The sequence below is a fragment of the Gordonia terrae genome (genome assembly GCF_001698225.1).
Lineage (GTDB): Bacteria > Actinomycetota > Actinomycetes > Mycobacteriales > Mycobacteriaceae > Gordonia > Gordonia terrae.
Map to the genome: position 1 here is coordinate 4,954,254 of NZ_CP016594.1, position 17,140 is coordinate 4,971,393.

Consider the following 17,140-nt stretch of genomic DNA (forward strand, 5'->3'; position numbering starts at 1 on the left):
AGCCTCGAAGGGCCTGGCGACTATTCTCACCAAGCCCTTCGAGGCTCGCTTCGCTCGCACCTCAGGGAGCGCAGGCGTTACGAGCTGACCACCTCGGAATCCTGCTTGCCCCAAGCCGGCGACTTCTCGATCGCGCCGATGATCTGGGGCCGGAGCTCGTCGGCCTGGATGACCGCGTCGACCGAGCCGACCTCGACGGCACGGCGGATGCTGTGCACCGAGTCGAACTCGGCGGCGATCTCACTGATCTTCTCCGCGCGCACCGACTGTCGGAGGTCGGCCAGTTCGGCGTTGAGCCGCGAGCGGTCCGGACCGGTGGCCTGTGCCGTCTCGGCCTCGAGTTCGCGCACCCGCGCGTCGGCACTCACCCGCTTGGCCACATCGCCGGCGAAGACGACCGCGGCCGCCGGCGCACCACCCAGCACGGAGGCGAACGAGCCGTCGATCGCCAGCACGGTCATGTTGGGGTTCAACGCCTTCGAGAACACCACGAATGCGCCACCGTGGTAGCGCGAGATCACGCAGAACACGATGGGGCCCTCGAAGTTCACGATGGCCCGGCCGATCTCCGCGCCGTACTCCAGCTGCAGCTTGCGCAGCGACTCCGGCGATCCGTCGAACCCGGACAGGTTCGCCAGCACCACGAGTGGTCGGTTGCCGCTGGCCACGTTGATCGCGCGCGCCGCCTTCTTCGACGATTGCGGGAACAGCGTGCCGGCGGTGTAGGTGTCCGGACCGTCGGTCGGTGTGTAACCGCGGCGCGGTACCTCCCGTGACTCGATACCCAAGAGACACACCGGGATTCCACCCATGTGCAGATCAGTGACCACCGCGGTCTCCGCGTCGGCCATGCCCGCCCAGCGCTCGAGCACCGGGTGATCCTGGTCGGCGACGGCGCGGATCACGGTGCGGATGTCGAACGGCTTCTTGCGATCCGGGTTGGAGGCCGCCGAGAAGATCTGCCCGACGGTGGTGAAATCGCTGCCCGCGAGGACGTGCGGGTAGTCGGAGATGTCGCGGTCGACGGGGTCGCTCGTGATCGCGCGGCGCGGCGTCTGCTCGCCCGGCAGCACGTAGGTGTGCTCGTAGTGAGCCATCAGGAGGTCCCGTGCCGCACCGAGGTTCGGTGCCCAGTACTGCGCCTGGCCGTTGGGGCCCATGACGCGGTCGTAACCGCCGATGCCGAAGTTGTCCTCGGCTGACACGCCTCCGGAGAAGTCCAGCGACTGCTTGCCGGTGAGCACCATCGCCGACTCCGGGGTCATCACCAGGATGCCCTTGGTGTGCATGAGCATCGTCGCCTCGGCGTTCCAGTACGGCTGCCCGCCCACGTTGATGCCGGCCACGACGATGTTGATCTCGCCGCCGTCCTGCGTGAACTCGACGATCCGCTTCAGCGCCCGGGCGATCCAGTCCATGTTCTCCGTACCGGAGTCCATGGAGATCCGCGCGCCCGACGAGAGTGCGTACCACTCGAGCGGGACCTGCATCTGCTCGGCGAGGTCGAGCGCCGCCACCAGCCGACTGCACTCCGGTTCCGCAAGCGCGCCCAGCGATTTCGTCGGATCGCCGAGCAGGACCACACGGGTCACGCCGCGCGGGTACTTCTCGGTGGGTGTGGTGACCACACCGGCGACGATCGCGGCCGAATTGCGACCCTTGGGGCGGTCGACCTGCACCAGTCGCTGCTCGGCGTCGAGGTCGTACTCGGTGAAATCGCCCAGGATGGCCGCCAATTCGTACGGGTAGACGGTGTTGCGCTTCGCCGCGCGCAGTACCTTCTGCCGGTATTCGTCGACCGGCTCGATGGGCTCGTCGCTCGGCTCGACGACCCGGACGTCGAATCCGCCGGTGGGGTTGCCCGAGAAATGCACCGAGACCTTGCTCAACTCACCGGTGTCGCGGTCGCGGCGGCGCGCGATGAGCTGGACCTCTTCGAGTCCGACGCCCTGCGTCGTGCCGCTGATGTGATCGGCGATCAGATCCAGGATGTCGGCGTCGACGTCGATCGGCGGCCACACGTACATGATGATCCGGTTGGCGCTCGACAGGTTGGTGGAGCCGCGCTGCGCACGCCGGATCGAGTCGACGCACGACGCGAGCGCGGCTTCGGCGGTCGGCAGCGTCAGCAATCGGCCGTCCTGCTCGCGCAAGGCGGTCAGGTCACGCACCTGGGCGAAGGCGACGAGTCGCCGGTCGGACGGGTTCTCCCGTGCGACACAACGGAAGAGGTACACCTCTTCGTCGTCCGACGAGGGCAGGCGGGTGAGGTCGAACTTGCGCAGACGCTCCATCTGCATCCGCTGTGCGATGTAGGGGTGCAGGCCCCGGATCAGACGTTCCTCGGCCATACCGGTGGCCGACGGCCGGAACGTGACGTGGTGGTGCATCCGGGCGTCGGCGCTGCCCGCGACCGTGATGGTGACGCGATGCACCTGCGGCGGAAGCGAACTCGTGGCGACGATGTCGTGCAGCGTCCCGGCGAGGACGTCGAAGTCGTCGGGCTGCTGCTCCCAGGCGAGATAGATGTCCGCGTCGACGGCCGCGGTCTCGCGAGCGAGCTCGGCGAGTCCGCCGATGGCTGCGGGCAGCGCATCGAAACCGACTGCGGCCGAGGCGATGTTGCCTGCGTCGCGCTCGGCGACCACGAAGGTCGCGCCGCCGGCCTCACGAATCCGGATGTCGGAGAGACCACGGTTGCCGTAGTAGCGCCGGGTCAGCACCTCGAGCATGACCGTGTTGTCGGCGTGCCGCTCGATGCGCTGGCCGAGCAGCCGGACGAGCGGTTCGGTGCTGCGCACCATGTCGTCGATGCGGCTCGTACGGTCGGCGGCGTCGGGATTCTCGTCGAGATACTTCAGCTGCTTGCGCACGTTGCTGTACACGCGTGCGCGGTCGCGGAGCAGCAGCGGCTGTCCGTACCAGGCGTAGATGACGCCGCGCGCGAGGTCGGAGACGGCCGGGAAGCGGACCTGTGTGGCGGCGACGAGGCGGTCGAGGGCGGTGCCCACCGCCTCGCGCAGTTCGTCTCGCGGGGTCGGCTCGTCGAGCCATTCGAGCAGCAACGCGCTGATCACCGAGGCGGAGTCGTTCGGGTTCTGCAGCGCGAGGAAGATCCGGAAGACGGCGGCTTCGAGCTCGGGGGTGCGCTCGAGTTCGGTGACGCCGTAGTGGCCGAGTGCGCGACCCAGCTGATCGTGGAACGCCGCGGGCAGTCCGTCGCGTTCGACGTCGAGACTCTGCAGGTAGGTGTGGAAGTTCTCCCGTGCGCTGTGTACGTGCTCGACGCCGACCTCGTGGCTCGACGGCCGGTTCTGGCTCAACTCGGCGAGGTCGGCGAACACCGTCACGAGTTCGAGTTCGTCGGCCAGCGGTCGACGTCCGCTGTCGATGGCGGCACGGCGGACGGACAGGTATTCGTCGAGCAGTCGTGTCCGGTGGTTCGGGTCCACGTCGTAGCCGAGCAGCTGGCTGCGGAGGTCCTCCTGGCTACGGGTGGTCCGCTCGGTCGGGTCGACCTGCGGCTCCTCCGGCAGTTCGAGGTCGACGGTCGCACCGACTTCCTCTTCGACCTCGTCTCCCTCATCGGCCAGCGGCTCCAGCCGCATCAGGGTCGCGCCGGTCTCGACCTGCGTGCCGACCGACACGGCGCACTCCTTGACGCGCGAGCGCACCGGGGCACGCAGCACGGTCTCCATCTTCATGCTCTCGAGCACCAGGATGGGAGCGCCGGCCTCGACCTCGTCGCCGGCCTGGATCGGTGTGGCGACGACGAGCGCGGGTGCGGGCGAGCGCACCACACCGCCCTCGTCGCGACTGACGCGGTGGGTGACCCCGTCGACGTCGACGAGGTGGATCGGTCCATGGGTGTCGGTGAGCAGGCGGTAGCGGACCCGGTTCACCACGAGCTGCGCGGCGTGGTCGTCGAAACGCTCCAGGTCGACGTCGGCGGTGCGGGTCTCCCCCGGCGCCTCGATGACGACCCGGAAGCGATGAGCACCGATGGCGGCGACACGCACGCGGTAGGCGACGCCGCGCAGCTTGAGGTCGAGCGGGCGCCCGCTCTCGTGCTGCACCTGCGGGCGGCCACCGGAGGCCGTCGACATCAGGCGCTGCCGTTCGACGAGTTCCTCTTCCTCGTAGGCGTCGATCGCGGCGGCGATGAGAGCGATGGCCGAGTGCCGGTTGGCGACGAGGCCGCCCTCGGCGCGCACGCGGTCGATCCAGCCGGTGTCCGCGCTGCCGTCGATCACCTGCGGCTGATCCAACAACTCGAGCACGAAGCTCTTGTTCGTCGCTCCGCCGGCGATGATGACGCGGGTCTCGCGGATCGCGCGGCGCAGACGGCCGAGCGCCTCGTCGCGATCGCGACCGTAGGCGATGATCTTGGCGATCATCGAGTCGAAGTCGGCGGGGATGGTGTCGCCCTCGCTCACACCGGTGTCGACGCGGATACCCGGTCCCGCGGGCAGCTCCAGCAGGTCGATGCGGCCCGGAGCCGGCGCGAAGTCGCGGTCGGGATCCTCGGCGTTGAGGCGGGCTTCGATGGCGTGTCCGCGCTCGCTCGGCGCCGCACCCTCGAGCCGCCCGCCGGAGGCGACGTGCAGCTGCGCGCGCACCAGGTCGAAGCCGGTGGTCGCCTCGGTGATCGGGTGCTCCACCTGCAAACGGGTGTTGACCTCGAGAAACGCGAGGAGATTCTCGCCCGGGTGGTAGAGGAACTCGACGGTGGCCGCGCCCCGGTAACCCACGGCGACGGCGAGCCGCTCCGCCGAGGCCTTGAGCTCGGCGACCCGGTCCGCGGGGAGGACCGGCGACGCCGATTCCTCGATGATCTTCTGGTTGCGGCGCTGGACCGAGCAATCACGCACGCCCAGCGCCCAGGCCGTGCCCTGACCGTCGGCGATGACCTGGACCTCGACGTGACGCGCGCCGGTCACGAGACGTTCCAGGAACACCACGCCGCTGCCGAAGGCGCGCTCGGCCTCCTCGCGGGTGCGGGTGTAGGCGTCGCGGAGATCGGCGTCGCTGGTGACCTTCCGGATGCCGCGGCCGCCACCGCCCGCGGTCGCCTTCAGCATCAACGGGTAGCCGATCTCGGCTGCCGCGGCCACCGCCTCGTCGAGGGTGTCCACACCGCCGCGGCTCCACGCCGCCACGGGGACGCCCACCTCTTCGGCGATCAGCTTGGCGCCGATCTTGTCGCCGAGCTTGCGCATCGCCTCGGCCGACGGCCCGACGAAGGTGACGCCGATCCGGTCGCACAGTTCGGCGAACAGCGGGTCCTCGGCCACGAAGCCCCAGCCGACCCACGCCGCGTCGGCACCGGTCTCGAGCAGAGCGTGCTCGAGCACCTTCATGTTCAGGTAGGGACGCGATGCCGCGGGCCCGAGGTCGTAGGCGACGTCCGCCTCGCGCACGAACGTGGCGTTTCGATCCACGTCGGTGTGCAGTGCGATGACCTCGATGGGTTGCCGGGTCTCCTCCGACAGGCCCCGAACGGCGTGGATGAGCCGCATCGCGGCTTCACCTCGGTTCACGATGGCGATACGAGAAAACAACACCGACTCCATTCACGTCGTCGTCGTGCGGCTGAAGGTCCGCAGGTACGGTACAGCGCGGCGACCCAGCTCAGTGGCGATCCGGGACGCGCGGGGTGGTTCGACGGTGTGATTCTTACGAGTCAAATCGCTACGCGCGAGTACGGCGCGTCGGAAGGTGGCCGGAAGCACCTGTTCCGGACGCCGGGAGAGCGGGTTTTCGCATGCTCCCTACGAGGAGCCCCGCTGGGGAGCCGGGATGCCGTGATGCAGTTCCGCGACGTCGGGATGAGCACGCGTACGCGACTTCCAGGCGTTCTCGCCGTAGGTGGCGAAGATGGGGTTGTCGGGATCGGTCTCGACGCCGCGCGACCGGCGCGCGAGGTCGGGCGGCAGGTCGATGATCGGAACCACCGCGTCCAGGGCCGGATTGAGAAAGAACGGGATGGACACGCGATCGGTGCCGGGCGCGGGGGCCTGGACCCGATGCCGGGTGGCCCGCAGGTAACCGCCGGTGGCGACCTCCAGCAGCTCCCCGATGTTGACGATGAACGCGCCATCCATCGGCGGCACGTCCACCCACTGTCCAGGCGTCAGCTCCACCTGGAGGCCCGCCGAGTCGGGCTCGACCAGCAGGAGAGTCAACACGCCCGAATCCTTGTGTGCGCCGACCCCCTGGCTTCTGTTCGCGGTGCCGGGATACCGCACCACCTTCATCAAGGTCGCGGGCCGATGCGCGAAGGCATCGTCGAACACCGTCGGTTCGGCCCCCAGCGACGACGCCCAGTGACGCAGCAGCCGAAGACCCACAGCCGACAGAGCGGCACTCCAGTCGTCGAAGACCTCCCGGAATCTCGGGATCGACGTGGGCCACAGATTGGGGCCCTGCAGATGCCAATACCCCTGCGCTCCATCGATGACGGCGCGCTCCGGGCCGATATCGATCTGCTCACGCCAGTCGACCTGCCCGTTTGTCAGCTCGCCACCGAGCCGTGAATAGCCGCGAAACTGCGCGCTCTGCAATTGACTGATCTCGTTCTTGTCGGCGTCGGGCAGAGCGAAGAACTCACGCGCCGTCGACAGAACCTCCGCCTGACGGTCGACGCCGACGCCATGCCCGACCAGATAGACGAAGCCCGAGGTGTGCGCAGCCTCGCGCAGTGCCACCGCGAATTCCTCCGGCGCGTCGTCGGCCGTGGACAGATCAACCACCGGCACAGTCATGACGCCATCCTCACTCCTGTCGGCGGCCGAGGCCACCCGAGTTCACGGTCGGGGCCGAGAAGCGGCGTCGATGACGTCGTCGAGCACGGCCCGAGAGTTTCGCAGCTCACGTATCGCGTCGTCGATACGAGCCCGTTCGGCGGCGAGGCGTTCGACCAACTCGGGCGTCGCAGTATCGGAAGGACCACCGTCGGAGTCGCGCATGCACGGCAGCAGTGCTGACATCGTCTGGCTGCCGAGTCCGGCGGCGTAGAGCTCCTGGATGTGGAAGACACGGTCCACCGCGGCCTCTGTGTACTCACGTTGCCCTCCGGCCGACCGGTTGGAAGCCAGCAGACCACGCTGCTCGTAGTAGCGCAGCGACCGCTCGCTCACGCCTGTTCGTCGTGACAGCTCCCCGATCCGCATGGCTCCGTTATACGCAACCGGCCAGGCGCGGCCCGCCGTGCCGGTGGGGACCGTCGGCCGGATCGCGCTTGACCCTGACATGCGTGTCAGGTCTTACGGTCGGCGCCATGACGAACCCGACTCCCGCGCCGCCTTACGAGTACTGCCCCATCGTCGACCGCGACCCGATCAGTTGGCCCGACGGCAAGAAGGTCGCCGTCTACATCGGTCTGAACGTCGAACACTTCTACTTCGGCCGCCCGTCGACGAGCATCTGGCCGGGTACCACCGAACTGACCCCGGATCCGCTGAACCACGGATGGCGCGATTATGGCCCGCGCGTCGGGATCTGGCGCACCATCGAGTGTCTCGACCGGCACGGTGTCCGACCGAGTGTCCTGCTCAACTCCTCCGTCGTGGATGCCCACCCACAGATCGTCGTGGCCGGCGTAGAACGTGATTGGACGTGGCTTGCACACGGACGCAGCAACTCTGAACTCCACACCGACCTCACCGTCGACGAGGAGCGTCGAGCACTCGCCGAGATCACCGACACCATCCGTTCCGCGACCGGCCGCTCGCCGCGGGGGTGGATGGGACCCGGCCTGACCGAGACGCACCGGACGCCGGAGTTGCTCGCCGAGCTCGATTACTCCTATGTACTGGACTGGACACACGACGACCAGCCATTCCCGTTGACGGTTCCCGAGATGTACAGCGTCCCTTACTCGGTCGAACTCAACGACCTACTGTTGTTCGGTCATGGTCTCACCGGGCCGGACTTCCTGCAGATGATCATCGACAGCTACGAGCAGCTCCGCGCGGACTCCGCGACGAGTGGCCGGGTACTGCCGATCGCCCTGCATCCGTTTGTGATCGGCCAACCGTTCCGCCACCGGTACCTCGATGAGGCGCTCGCATATCTCACCGCCCAACCCGACGCCTGGCTCACGACGACCGATGACATCGTCGATGTGTATCGCGCACAGGCCTGACGGCCGACGCCGGTCCCGCACATGGCCCATTGCCGAGCGAGGGTGGCGGCTGGTCCGCACGAACCGGCGACCGTGCGCGACGCGCCTACGCCGACTCCGCCGCCAGTGCACGCACCTGTGCCACCGAGTCCCAATCGACCACCGCGGCGCAGTTCCGCCGCAGCAACGCGAGGATGAGGGTGTTGACCGTCTCGTTGTCGGGGAGCACGTCGATCGCGGCCAGGGTGATGTACAGGCCGCTGAGCAGCTGCACGCGGTAGTCCCTCAGCGCTGTCGTCTCGTCGTAGCCGGTCGACTTCTGCGCGAAGGTCTCCGCGTAGTGGGTGATCAGCCGGCGCTCGTGCGCTCGACGATCCTCGACGTCGACACTGCCCGACATGAAGTACCCGACGTCGTACATGGGATTGCGGAGCCCGGTGACCTGCCAGTCGATCAAGACCGCGCGTCGGACGTCTCCGACCGACTCGAACAACACGTTGTCCACGCGGGGATCACCATGAGTGAAGGTGAGGTGCTCCTGCGGGAGCAGGTGCCACACCCGGACGAGCTCGATCGCCTGACGGATCGCCTCGAGATGGTCGTCGGGAAGGTCATCGGCGAACCGGGTGAGTGCCTGCACCGCCCCGCGTTCGGCCGCGTCGGACCAGTAGTCGCAGACATCGCTCAGCCGGATCATCCATGCCGGCGCGGTGGCGGTGTCCATCGGATGGAACTCCGAGTGCACATTCGCGAGTTCGGTCAGCACCGCTGTCGCGTCCTCGACGGTCGCGCCCTGAACCTGGTTTCCCGCAACGGCACTCGTACTCAGGTCCTCCATCACCAGATTGATCGTGGTCTCGTCTCCGGCCACCCAGTACTTCAGTGGGATCCGGCAGGCGTTCCGCGCGGAGATGTCGACATACGCGCCGATCTCGCGATGGTATGCACCACTGCGCAATCCGTGCGCGTGTACATCAGGGTCACGGGGTTTCAGCTTGACCACGACCGCATCGGGCGCTCCGGGAGACGGCCTGGCATAGGCGACACTCACCCGTACGGTGTCGCTGACATTGCCCGCGCCGATCGGCTCGATCGTGATCGCCGCGATCGATGTGTCGTGGCCGGCGTGGCAGAGGACTTCCTCCATCCAGGCTGCGGTGATGTCGTCGGTGGTGTCGATGAGCTTCGGCGTTGTCAGCGTCATGACCAGGATCCTTCGAGGTAGTCGGGATTCCACACATCGGTGATGACACCGTCGTGGACTTTGAAGATCTCGATGCCGCAGAGACGCTCGCCCGTCGTGAGACGTTCGGCGTTCCAGGTGAGGGACGCGAACGTCTCGTCGCCGACGAGTGTGACCACGGTGAACTTCGGCTGATGCGCGGCGAGGTCGGCGACGATGCGCTCTCGTTGCTCGCGTCGGCTGAGTGACCGGATACTGCCCGCCCCGTGGCGTGTCATCGGGTCGCCGCAGATCTCGTCGACCAGGTCGATCTGCTCGTCGTTGTACAGTTCGTAGACGTAGCGTTCGACGAGTCGTACTGCGCCAGTGCTCATGTGATGACTTTCTGATGGATTCTGTCGGTCAACTGCCGAGAGCGACGAATTCGGAGACCGTGCTGTCGAGCTCGGTGGGTGTCGCGCCGTGCATGATCACGCCGTCGACCCCCAGGTCGAACTGCGCTCGCACTCTCTCTGCGCAATGCCGTGGCGTCCCCATGGCCGCGCAGTCGAGCCACTCGGCGGGGATCACGTCGCGGAGACGTTCGAACGTGGCGGTGTCCCCGACGGCATCGGCCCATCCCGGTAGCTCGCGCACCACCTCGGACTCCCGGAACCTGTTCAGCGCGGCTACATCCCACCGGTTGGTCGACACCAGAAGATCCCCGTAGACCTGGAGGTAGGTGGCGATCCGGCCGACCGTCTTCTTCGAGATGTCCTGTTCGTCGAGCTCGTCGGTGACGGTGGCATAGCACGACCACACCTCGACCGAGTCGGGGTCGCGTCCGGCCGCGGCCGCGGCGTCCTTGACGGTGCGTACGACCCTGGCCGTGGTCTCGTCGGAGAAGAACGTATGCAGCACGACGAGGTCGTAGGCGCGACCGGCCATGGCGAGGGTCTCGGGCCCGAAGGCCGTGGTGGCCAGCTTGATGTCCTCGTCGAAACCGGGGTCGAGTTTGATCGCCGGGAACCTGCCGAGCGCCCCGTCGTAATCGGTCACGGTCTCACCACGCCACAGTCTGCGCATCAGATGAGCGAACTCTTCGAGTTGTGCGGTGGTCGTGTGCGCGAGTCCGAGCCCGGCGATCTGGGGGCGCAGACCGCGGCCGACGCCGAGGGTGAAGCGGCCACGGGTGAGGCGATGCATGGTGGTCGCGAAGGCCGCGGTGATCGCCGGGTGGCGGGTGCTGATGTTGGTTGCCGCGGTGGTGATCCCGATGCGATCGGTGACCGCTCCGGCCGCCCCGGACAGGGCACACGCCTCTTTGACGTTGAGCCGTTCGGAGATGAATGCCTGCCCGAGGCCGAGACGCTCAGCGTGCGCGAGCTCGCCCAACATCTCTCGGGGGTCGTCGACGTGCCCGCCGAGCGTGTAGAAGCCCAGTCGGTCGGTTCCGATCGAGGACGCGGCGACCTGCGGTCGACCTTCTCGGACGGCGGTGTCAGACATGAACTGCCCCTTGCCCGCTCAGTGCGGCGATCCGCGCGAGCGCATCGTGGTCGCGGGCGTGCGCCAGCGAGTTGGCCACCATGGCCGTGAACAGATCGTCACCCCGATCGGATCGCGCGACGAGCATCGCGGCGGCGACACCGATCACCAGGTTCTGGAAGGTGCCGACCGGGTAGTCCCGCATCAGTTCGGCCAGTGAGTAATCCGTGACCCCGTGCGCGAGGAGCCCTCGGTGGTAGTGCTCGAGGAGCTCGGCTTCGGATGCCCGACGGGTCTCCGGGTCCAGCGCTCCGCCGATGAAGTAGGCGACATCGACGACCCCGGGCGCGAAGATGACCGTCTGCCAGTCGAGAACGGCGAGGGGTACGTCGCCGCCGGCCGCGTCGAAGAGGACGTTGTCCGGCCGGTAGTCGCCGTGCTGGATGGTGAACGGCATCGTACGCAGTGCGGTGTAGTAGTCGGCGATGCGCTCGGTGAACGCCGTTCCGAGTTCGATGTCGGCCGCGGACAACCGGGTTCGGTACCGGTCCACGAAACCGGCCCACCATTCGGGCATCATCTCGGTGAAGCGGGCCCAGTAGGTGTCGGAGATGTCGAGCCAGGGCGTACCGGCGAGTTGCGCCGATCCCCAGTAGGGCCCGTGGATGCCCGCGGCCTGCTCCACCGCGAGTCGCACCTCGCCGACAGTGCACCCGGCCAGCTGGTTACCCGGCCGGGCCGGCGTCAGGTCCTCCAGGACAAGTGCGAACTCAGTGTTGTTGGAGTCGATCTCAGCGTGATGGCAACGCGGGACGCGCACCTGCAGGTTGGGTGCGATGTCTTGATAGAACCGCACCTCGCGCAGGTAGTTCAGCTCACTGCGACCGGCCGCGCGGCTCTGCTCCTTGTCGGAGGTGACCTTGATGACGAACGACGACGGGGCTGACGTGGGTGCGGAGTAGCTCACGGTCGTCCGGATGCTGTCCGCGACCTGTCCGGTTCCGATGGGACTGGTGGCGAACTCGGTGATCGCCACCGTGCCGTCCTTCGTCCCGGTGGTGGTGAGCACGGTGTCGAGCCAGGTGGGACAGATATCAGAGGCGTGCATCGCTCTCCTCGGTTGCGCACGGGTGGAGCGGCCGGCCCCGAGGGGATTGGCTCTCTCGGGGCCGGCCGAGTCGAATAGCGAGATGGGACTTCAGATGAGGGTGACGGTGCCCGCGGTCCCGTCGACTTCGACGGTCGCGCCGTCGGTGATGCGTCGAGTCGCCTCGGTGGCCGACACCACGCACGGGATGCCGAGTTCGCGGCTCACGATCGCGGCGTGCGAGAAGGGTGCGCCCACGTCCACGACGACCGCGGCTGCGGTGACGAACAGCGGCGTCCACGACGGGTCGGTGATCGGCGCGATGAGAATGTCACCCGGTTCGAGTGCCGACGGGTCCGAGGCCTCGGTCAGCACCCGCGCCCGGCCGCGTGCGACACCGCCGCATGCGGGAACTCCGGTGATGGTGTCGCCGGCGGATGCGGCGGCGACGGTCGACTCCGAGCGCAGCGGCCACTCGGAGATCGGCGCAGGGGTGCCGTCGACGACGAACGGCGGCGTGCGGTCGAACAGGTCCAGGTACCCCTTCTCGCGTTCGACGAGAGTGTCGCGGTACGACGCCGGATCGTCGAGGAACCCCGCCAGCTCGTCGGCGAAGAGCATGAAGATCTGACGCGGCGAGTCGATCGCACCCCGGGCCGCGAAGCGACGGCCGAGTTCGAGTGCGGGCAAGCGCAATTCGTGGATCAGCATCGCGGCCGTGGTGCGGCCGCGTTCCCGGCCGCGCATCCACAGAGCCGACGCATTGAGCACCGCCTCGAATTGACCTGCGGTCTCGGCGTCGCCGGCGAGCATCTCACGGATCGCCGCCGCGGCGGCGTCGCGCTGGGCGGCTCGCTGCGCCGACTTGGCCTCCGGCGCTTCCCCATCCGGAACGTCGCGCATCGTCTCGATGGTTGCCAGGGCGAGGTCGGGGTCGACACCCCACGTGATCGCGCGGATCTCCCACTCGGCAGGTCCACGGAAGTCCCAGTCGGCGAGGAACGCATCCAACTGCGCGGCGAACGCGCCGACCGCCTGCGACTCCGAGGCCATGAGCTTGGCGTAGAGCCCCTTGGTGCCGGCATCGAACAGCGCTGAGACATCGGGATGCTGCGCCTGACGGCTCAATTCCCACATCCGCAGCGAGGGGCCTGCGGAGTCGACGTTGCCCAGCCCGGCCACCAGGGTGAGTGCCTGCTCCGGTTTGCCGACCGCCTCGGCGAGCTGCGCGATGGCACCGAGTCCGACGCCGCACTTCAGGCTGGCCTCGATGTGATGTTTGAAGAGCCGGCGGAGCAAGGTCTCGAACGAGTTCATCCGCTCGACGAGGTCACTGTCGGACAACTGGGTCAGATCAGGCCGACTGCGACGGATCTCGTCGACCTCGACGCGATCGGTGTCGTAGGCGGCGAGGTCGGTGGCGCCGAGGACCTGCTCATTGAGCCAGGCACCGGCTTTCGCCTCGTACTCGGCGTTTTCGTCGAAGTCGCGTTTCTCGCTCTCGTAACTCGGGATGCCGGGCATGTCCCCGAAGTACTGCAGGTCGACGGCCTCGGCACTCATGCCGGGCACCCGCACGCCGAACAGCCGCATCAACGACATGTTGATGTAGAGGTAGCTGCCGAAGGCCGGGAGGATGTTGAACGCCACCGCGTCGTCGTACAGGTCGTCGTCCCATACGCCGCATGCCACGAACGCGTCGCGCCATCCGGGTTCCAGCGTGTGCTGGAACCCGAGGGAGGCGTTCAGCGGGGTGATCGGGTCCGGGAAGATCTCGCCGACGTTGGCGCGAGAGTACAGCGGGAACAGTTTCGAGGTCTCGTTCGAGATCGGCCAGGCGGTCATGTCCGGGCGTCCTTCCAGTTGGTCATGAGCGAGCGGCCGAGTCCCTCGGCCCGCTTCTGCATCTCGCAACCACACATCAGTGGTTAGCGAACGCTGCGTCACATTATTCTGTGATCCCACTCACGTTGTCAACCACTCGGATCGCAGACTTGCGGTTCTGTCCACGCTCTTTACCTCCGCGACGCACGTACGGCTGGACAGATATGTGATGAGTGAGTCACTATTCAACCAGGCGGCGCGGTACTGGACGGGCTGCCGAAAGGAGAGTTCGGATGCGTGTGCTGGTCACCAACGACGACGGTTACGACGCCGATGGGTTGATCGCGGTGGCCACCGCGCTGATCTCCGCCGACCACGACGTGGTCGTCGGCGCGCCGAGCTCCGAGCGGAGCGGGAGCGGGAGTTCTCTCGGCACGATCGAGGACGGTGCGCTGATCACCACGACCGAGCACCGTATCCCCGAGCTCGGCGACACCCCGGTCTTCGCTCTCGACTGTCCGCCGGCGCTGACAGTGGTGGCGTTCTGCGCCGGAGCCTTCGGGCCGCCGCCCGAACTCGTCGTCAGCGGGATCAACGAGGGCCACAACACCGGGCGGTCGATCCTGTTCTCGAGCACCGTGGGCGCAGTGCTGGCCGCGCGCGTGGCCGGAGTCAGCGGTATCGCGGTCAGCTGCGGGTTCGCCCCAGACCACCGCTACGACACCGCGGCAGCGGTGACCGAGCGCGTCGTCGGATGGATGTCCGACTCCCCCACCACCCCGATGACGTTGAACGTCAACGTCCCCGACGTCGACTTCCCCGATCTGCGCGGTATCCGGGTGACACCTCTGGCGAACCGGAGCATGTTCACCTTGCGGTTGTCCCGTACCGAGGGCGGCCTGCTGATCAATCGCGACGAGCGGCGCGGCGGCCGGTTCCGCGAGGGAACCGACAGTGCGGCGGTCGCGGACGGGTACGTCTCGGTGTCCGGGTTGAGCGGAGTCGACGCGGACAACGACTCCCTGGCGGACGCCGATACCGCACTGCGACAGGCGATGTCACGGGACGACGTGTTCGGGCTGGCGCAACTGCGCTGACTCCGGTGGTGGCGTCGACGGGCGCGGCGGCCTCGCTGCGCTCGGTCGACGCTGCTCGACCAGCGGGGGGGTGCGACCATTCCCGCTGGTTGAGCCGTGTCGAAGCCACCTGGTGACCCGTCAGGCCCTACTCGTCACCCGCGCCACGCTGGTGACCCGAGGTCAGCAACAGATCCTGGTGGAGTTCCATCCAGATGTCGTGGTAGCTGTCGTACATCGGGCGCGCGAATGCGGCGGTGTCACCGCCGTGCACCTTCTCCAGTGCCGCCGAGAGCCGACTCCGGTAGCGGCCGAGTCGCGGGAGTTCGGCGCCGACCTCGTCGAGCGCCTGCGCGATCCGGTGGTGGATTCGGTCGAGTTCGGCGACGACGGATGCGTCGTAGTCGGCATCCGCGTGATCGTTGGGGGTCTCGTCCGGGCGAATCTGCCACGCCGCGCACACCTTCTTGAAGTCCCCGTTGATCGAGCCGAAGCCCTCGTGGAACGTGTCCACCGCGGCACGTTCTGACTCACTCAGCGTGAGTTCCGAGGACAGTCGCTCGTACTCGGTTTTCCCGGCCGGGGTGATCATCGTGCCCGAGATCCGGCCGCCCTCGCGACGCATCACGAACCCGGCGTCCGCCAGCTGTTCGATGGTCACGGCCAGGGCGTCCGCGTCGTGGCCCGTCAGCGCGGTCAGGGTGTCGTCTGTTGCGAGCCCCTTCACCTTGAGGGCATGCAGCACGTCGAAGTGTGCGGTGGAGGTCTCGGTCGTCATACTCGTTCTCCTTGCTGGAATGGATCTGTGGGCATCGTCGGATCTCCCTGTGTCGCGGACGATCCGCTCGGCCGACCGGCATCGGCCCCGGGTGTGGCGAACCGGTCGACCAGCCGCCGTTTGTCGAGTTTGCCGGTGGGAAGGCGCGGTAGGTCGGTGGTGAACTCGACCGACCGGGGCGCCTTGAAGTGCGCCAGGTGTTCGCGCGCATGGGCGATCAGGTCGTCTTCGCTCACCGACGCGCCGGCACGCACCTCGACGACCGCCTTGACCGACTCGCCGAACTCGGTGTCCGGCACGCCGACCACCGCCACATCGGCGACCGCGGGGTGTGCCAGCAGTGCCGATTCGATCTCCTCGGGATAGATGTTGACCCCGCCGGAGATGATCATGAAGCCTCGACGCCCCACCAGGTAGAGGAATCCGTCCGCGTCGAGGTATCCGATGTCGCCCATCTGTTTCAATGCCGGCCGCGAAGCGTCGGCCGGACCGCCGGCGGCCTCGAAGCACACCGTGCCCTCCACGCCGGGACCGACATCGTCGCCCTCGGAATCGGTGATGTGTACCCGTGCGGCGCCCAGTGGCCGGCCCACCGACCCCGGATGTGACCGGGCCTCCGACGGCGAGATGTAGGTGTGGCCGTAGCCCTCGGATGCTCCGTAGTACTCGTGGAGGACGGGACCCCACCACTCGAAGATCGCCTCCTTGACATGCGGCGGGCACGGCGCGCCCGAGGTGAACGCCACTCGATGCCGCGGGGAGAGCGCGATCGTCTCCCGGTCGGGCAGGTTCGACAGGCGGATCAGCATGGTCGGCACCCACTGCGAGTGCGTCACACCGTATTCGGTGATCGCGCGCATCGCCCCCGCTGCGTCGAACCGCTCCATGCACACGACGGTGCCGCCGGCCGCCAGCGTGATCAGCTGGAACGTGAACGGCGCCGCGTGATAGTTCGGCGCGGGTGACAGCAGGACCGAGTCGGCTCCGACGCCGAGTTCGTCGACGAGGCCCGGGTGCCGCCGCGGCGCATCCGCGGGATGCACGCCGAGCAGCGGTTGAGCGAACCGCTTCGGCCGTCCGGTCGTCCCGCCGCTGTAGAGCACTCGAGCACCGAGCAACTCACGCTCAAGGGGCTCGGACAACTGGCCGGCGAGCGCGTCGGACAGGGCGACGCACCCGTCGGCCGGGCCGTCGGCGCACACGATCACGGTCTGGTCCCGTCCCGAGCCGTCGACCGAGTCGTCGACCGCGGCGACGACCCGGTCGGCGAGCGCCGTACTAGTGACGATCGCGGCCGGGCGGTCCTCTTGGATGAGTGCGGCGAGCTCGGTCGGCTTGAGATGCCAGTTCACCGGTGTCACGTACAGTCCGCTGCGCATCCCGGCGGCCACTGCCACCGGCCACGCGAGACTGTTCTCCATGACCAGCACCACCGAGTCGCCCGGGCCGACGCCGCGGGACTGCCAGAATCGGGCCAGTCGATTCGATCGACGATCGAGCTCGGCGTAAGTGATGCGCTCCCCCGACCCCGCCATCACATAGGCGATGGCGTCGGGGCGGGTACGCGCGGTGGACGGTGGGTACACATCACTCCTGTTTG

Annotated in this window: 12 protein-coding genes; 2 read left to right on the forward strand and 10 right to left on the reverse strand. The window is 67.8% G+C overall.

All coding sequences use genetic code 11. From position 1 onward, the window contains the following. Nucleotides 1-77: 77 nt before the first annotated feature. From BCM27_RS21955 to BCM27_RS21965, 3 genes are all read right to left on the reverse strand, one after another. The gene (locus tag BCM27_RS21955) at nucleotides 78-5,573 is read right to left on the reverse strand and encodes an ATP-binding protein (RefSeq protein WP_004022321.1); all 5,496 of its coding nucleotides are present in this window, start codon (nucleotides 5,571-5,573) and stop codon (nucleotides 78-80) included. Nucleotides 5,574-5,771: 198 nt separating this feature from the next. Continuing rightward, the gene (locus BCM27_RS21960) at nucleotides 5,772-6,764 is read right to left on the reverse strand and encodes an isopenicillin N synthase family dioxygenase (RefSeq protein WP_004022322.1); all 993 of its coding nucleotides are present in this window, start codon (nucleotides 6,762-6,764) and stop codon (nucleotides 5,772-5,774) included. Nucleotides 6,765-6,806: 42 nt separating this feature from the next. Then, entirely contained in the window at nucleotides 6,807-7,172 is a 366-nt protein-coding gene (locus BCM27_RS21965) for a MerR family transcriptional regulator (protein ID WP_004022323.1), read from the reverse strand. Nucleotides 7,173-7,279: 107 nt separating this feature from the next. Here BCM27_RS21965 and BCM27_RS21970 point away from each other — a divergent pair, with 107 nt between their 5' ends. Then, nucleotides 7,280-8,146, forward strand: a complete 867-nt coding sequence (locus BCM27_RS21970) for a polysaccharide deacetylase family protein (RefSeq protein WP_004022324.1) — start codon at nucleotides 7,280-7,282, stop codon at nucleotides 8,144-8,146. An 85-nt stretch (nucleotides 8,147-8,231) separates the two neighbouring features. Here BCM27_RS21970 and BCM27_RS21975 read toward each other — a convergent pair whose 3' ends face one another. The 5 genes from BCM27_RS21975 to BCM27_RS21995 all read right to left on the reverse strand — a co-directional run bounded on the left by BCM27_RS21975 (nucleotide 8,232) and on the right by BCM27_RS21995 (nucleotide 13,707). Beyond that, nucleotides 8,232-9,329 (reverse strand): phosphotransferase, encoded by a 1,098-nt coding sequence (locus BCM27_RS21975; protein WP_004022325.1) that lies wholly within the window; start codon nucleotides 9,327-9,329, stop codon nucleotides 8,232-8,234. Beyond that, nucleotides 9,326-9,682, reverse strand: coding sequence for a hypothetical protein (locus tag BCM27_RS21980; protein ID WP_004022326.1), 357 nt, complete (start codon nucleotides 9,680-9,682; stop codon nucleotides 9,326-9,328). Before BCM27_RS21980 ends, BCM27_RS21975 begins: the two co-directional genes overlap by 4 nt. A gap of 28 nt (nucleotides 9,683-9,710) precedes the next feature. Continuing rightward, a complete protein-coding gene (locus tag BCM27_RS21985) occupies nucleotides 9,711-10,796 on the reverse strand; it encodes a TIGR03857 family LLM class F420-dependent oxidoreductase (protein WP_004022327.1) in 1,086 nt (361 codons plus the stop codon). Further along, nucleotides 10,789-11,883: a phosphotransferase gene (locus tag BCM27_RS21990; protein WP_004022328.1), complete on the reverse strand. Its 1,095-nt coding sequence runs from the start codon at nucleotides 11,881-11,883 to the stop codon at nucleotides 10,789-10,791. The genes BCM27_RS21985 and BCM27_RS21990 overlap by 8 nt, the downstream gene beginning before the upstream one ends. A gap of 90 nt (nucleotides 11,884-11,973) precedes the next feature. Continuing rightward, nucleotides 11,974-13,707 carry a PEP-utilizing enzyme gene (locus tag BCM27_RS21995; RefSeq protein WP_004022329.1) on the reverse strand — a complete coding sequence of 578 codons (1,734 nt, stop codon included), beginning with the start codon at nucleotides 13,705-13,707 and terminating at the stop codon, nucleotides 11,974-11,976. A 272-nt stretch (nucleotides 13,708-13,979) separates the two neighbouring features. Here BCM27_RS21995 and surE point away from each other — a divergent pair, with 272 nt between their 5' ends. Beyond that, the gene (surE, locus tag BCM27_RS22000) at nucleotides 13,980-14,783 is read left to right on the forward strand and encodes a 5'/3'-nucleotidase SurE (RefSeq protein ID WP_004022330.1); all 804 of its coding nucleotides are present in this window, start codon (nucleotides 13,980-13,982) and stop codon (nucleotides 14,781-14,783) included. A 127-nt stretch (nucleotides 14,784-14,910) separates the two neighbouring features. Here surE and BCM27_RS22005 read toward each other — a convergent pair whose 3' ends face one another. After that, a complete protein-coding gene (locus BCM27_RS22005) occupies nucleotides 14,911-15,540 on the reverse strand; it encodes a hypothetical protein (protein ID WP_004022331.1) in 630 nt (209 codons plus the stop codon). Further along, the gene (locus tag BCM27_RS22010) at nucleotides 15,537-17,126 is read right to left on the reverse strand and encodes an AMP-binding protein (RefSeq protein WP_004022332.1); all 1,590 of its coding nucleotides are present in this window, start codon (nucleotides 17,124-17,126) and stop codon (nucleotides 15,537-15,539) included. Before BCM27_RS22010 ends, BCM27_RS22005 begins: the two co-directional genes overlap by 4 nt. Between the last annotated feature and the right edge of the window lie 14 nt (nucleotides 17,127-17,140).

Bases quoted from the DNA above. Each gene is read 5' to 3' on its own strand.
- BCM27_RS21985 (WP_004022327.1), bottom strand. From the start codon at position 10,796: ATGTCTGACACCGCCGTCCGAGAAGGTCGACCGCAGGTCGCCGCGTCC.
- BCM27_RS21965 (WP_004022323.1), bottom strand. From the start codon at position 7,172: ATGCGGATCGGGGAGCTGTCACGACGAACAGGCGTGAGCGAGCGGTCG.
- BCM27_RS21995 (WP_004022329.1), bottom strand. From the start codon at position 13,707: ATGACCGCCTGGCCGATCTCGAACGAGACCTCGAAACTGTTCCCGCTG.
- BCM27_RS21955 (WP_004022321.1), bottom strand. From the start codon at position 5,573: ATGGAGTCGGTGTTGTTTTCTCGTATCGCCATCGTGAACCGAGGTGAA.
- BCM27_RS21980 (WP_004022326.1), bottom strand. From the start codon at position 9,682: ATGAGCACTGGCGCAGTACGACTCGTCGAACGCTACGTCTACGAACTG.
- BCM27_RS21970 (WP_004022324.1), top strand. From the start codon at position 7,280: ATGACGAACCCGACTCCCGCGCCGCCTTACGAGTACTGCCCCATCGTC.
- surE (WP_004022330.1), top strand. From the start codon at position 13,980: ATGCGTGTGCTGGTCACCAACGACGACGGTTACGACGCCGATGGGTTG.
- BCM27_RS22005 (WP_004022331.1), bottom strand. From the start codon at position 15,540: ATGACGACCGAGACCTCCACCGCACACTTCGACGTGCTGCATGCCCTC.
- BCM27_RS21960 (WP_004022322.1), bottom strand. From the start codon at position 6,764: ATGACTGTGCCGGTGGTTGATCTGTCCACGGCCGACGACGCGCCGGAG.
- BCM27_RS21990 (WP_004022328.1), bottom strand. From the start codon at position 11,883: ATGCACGCCTCTGATATCTGTCCCACCTGGCTCGACACCGTGCTCACC.
- BCM27_RS21975 (WP_004022325.1), bottom strand. From the start codon at position 9,329: ATGACGCTGACAACGCCGAAGCTCATCGACACCACCGACGACATCACC.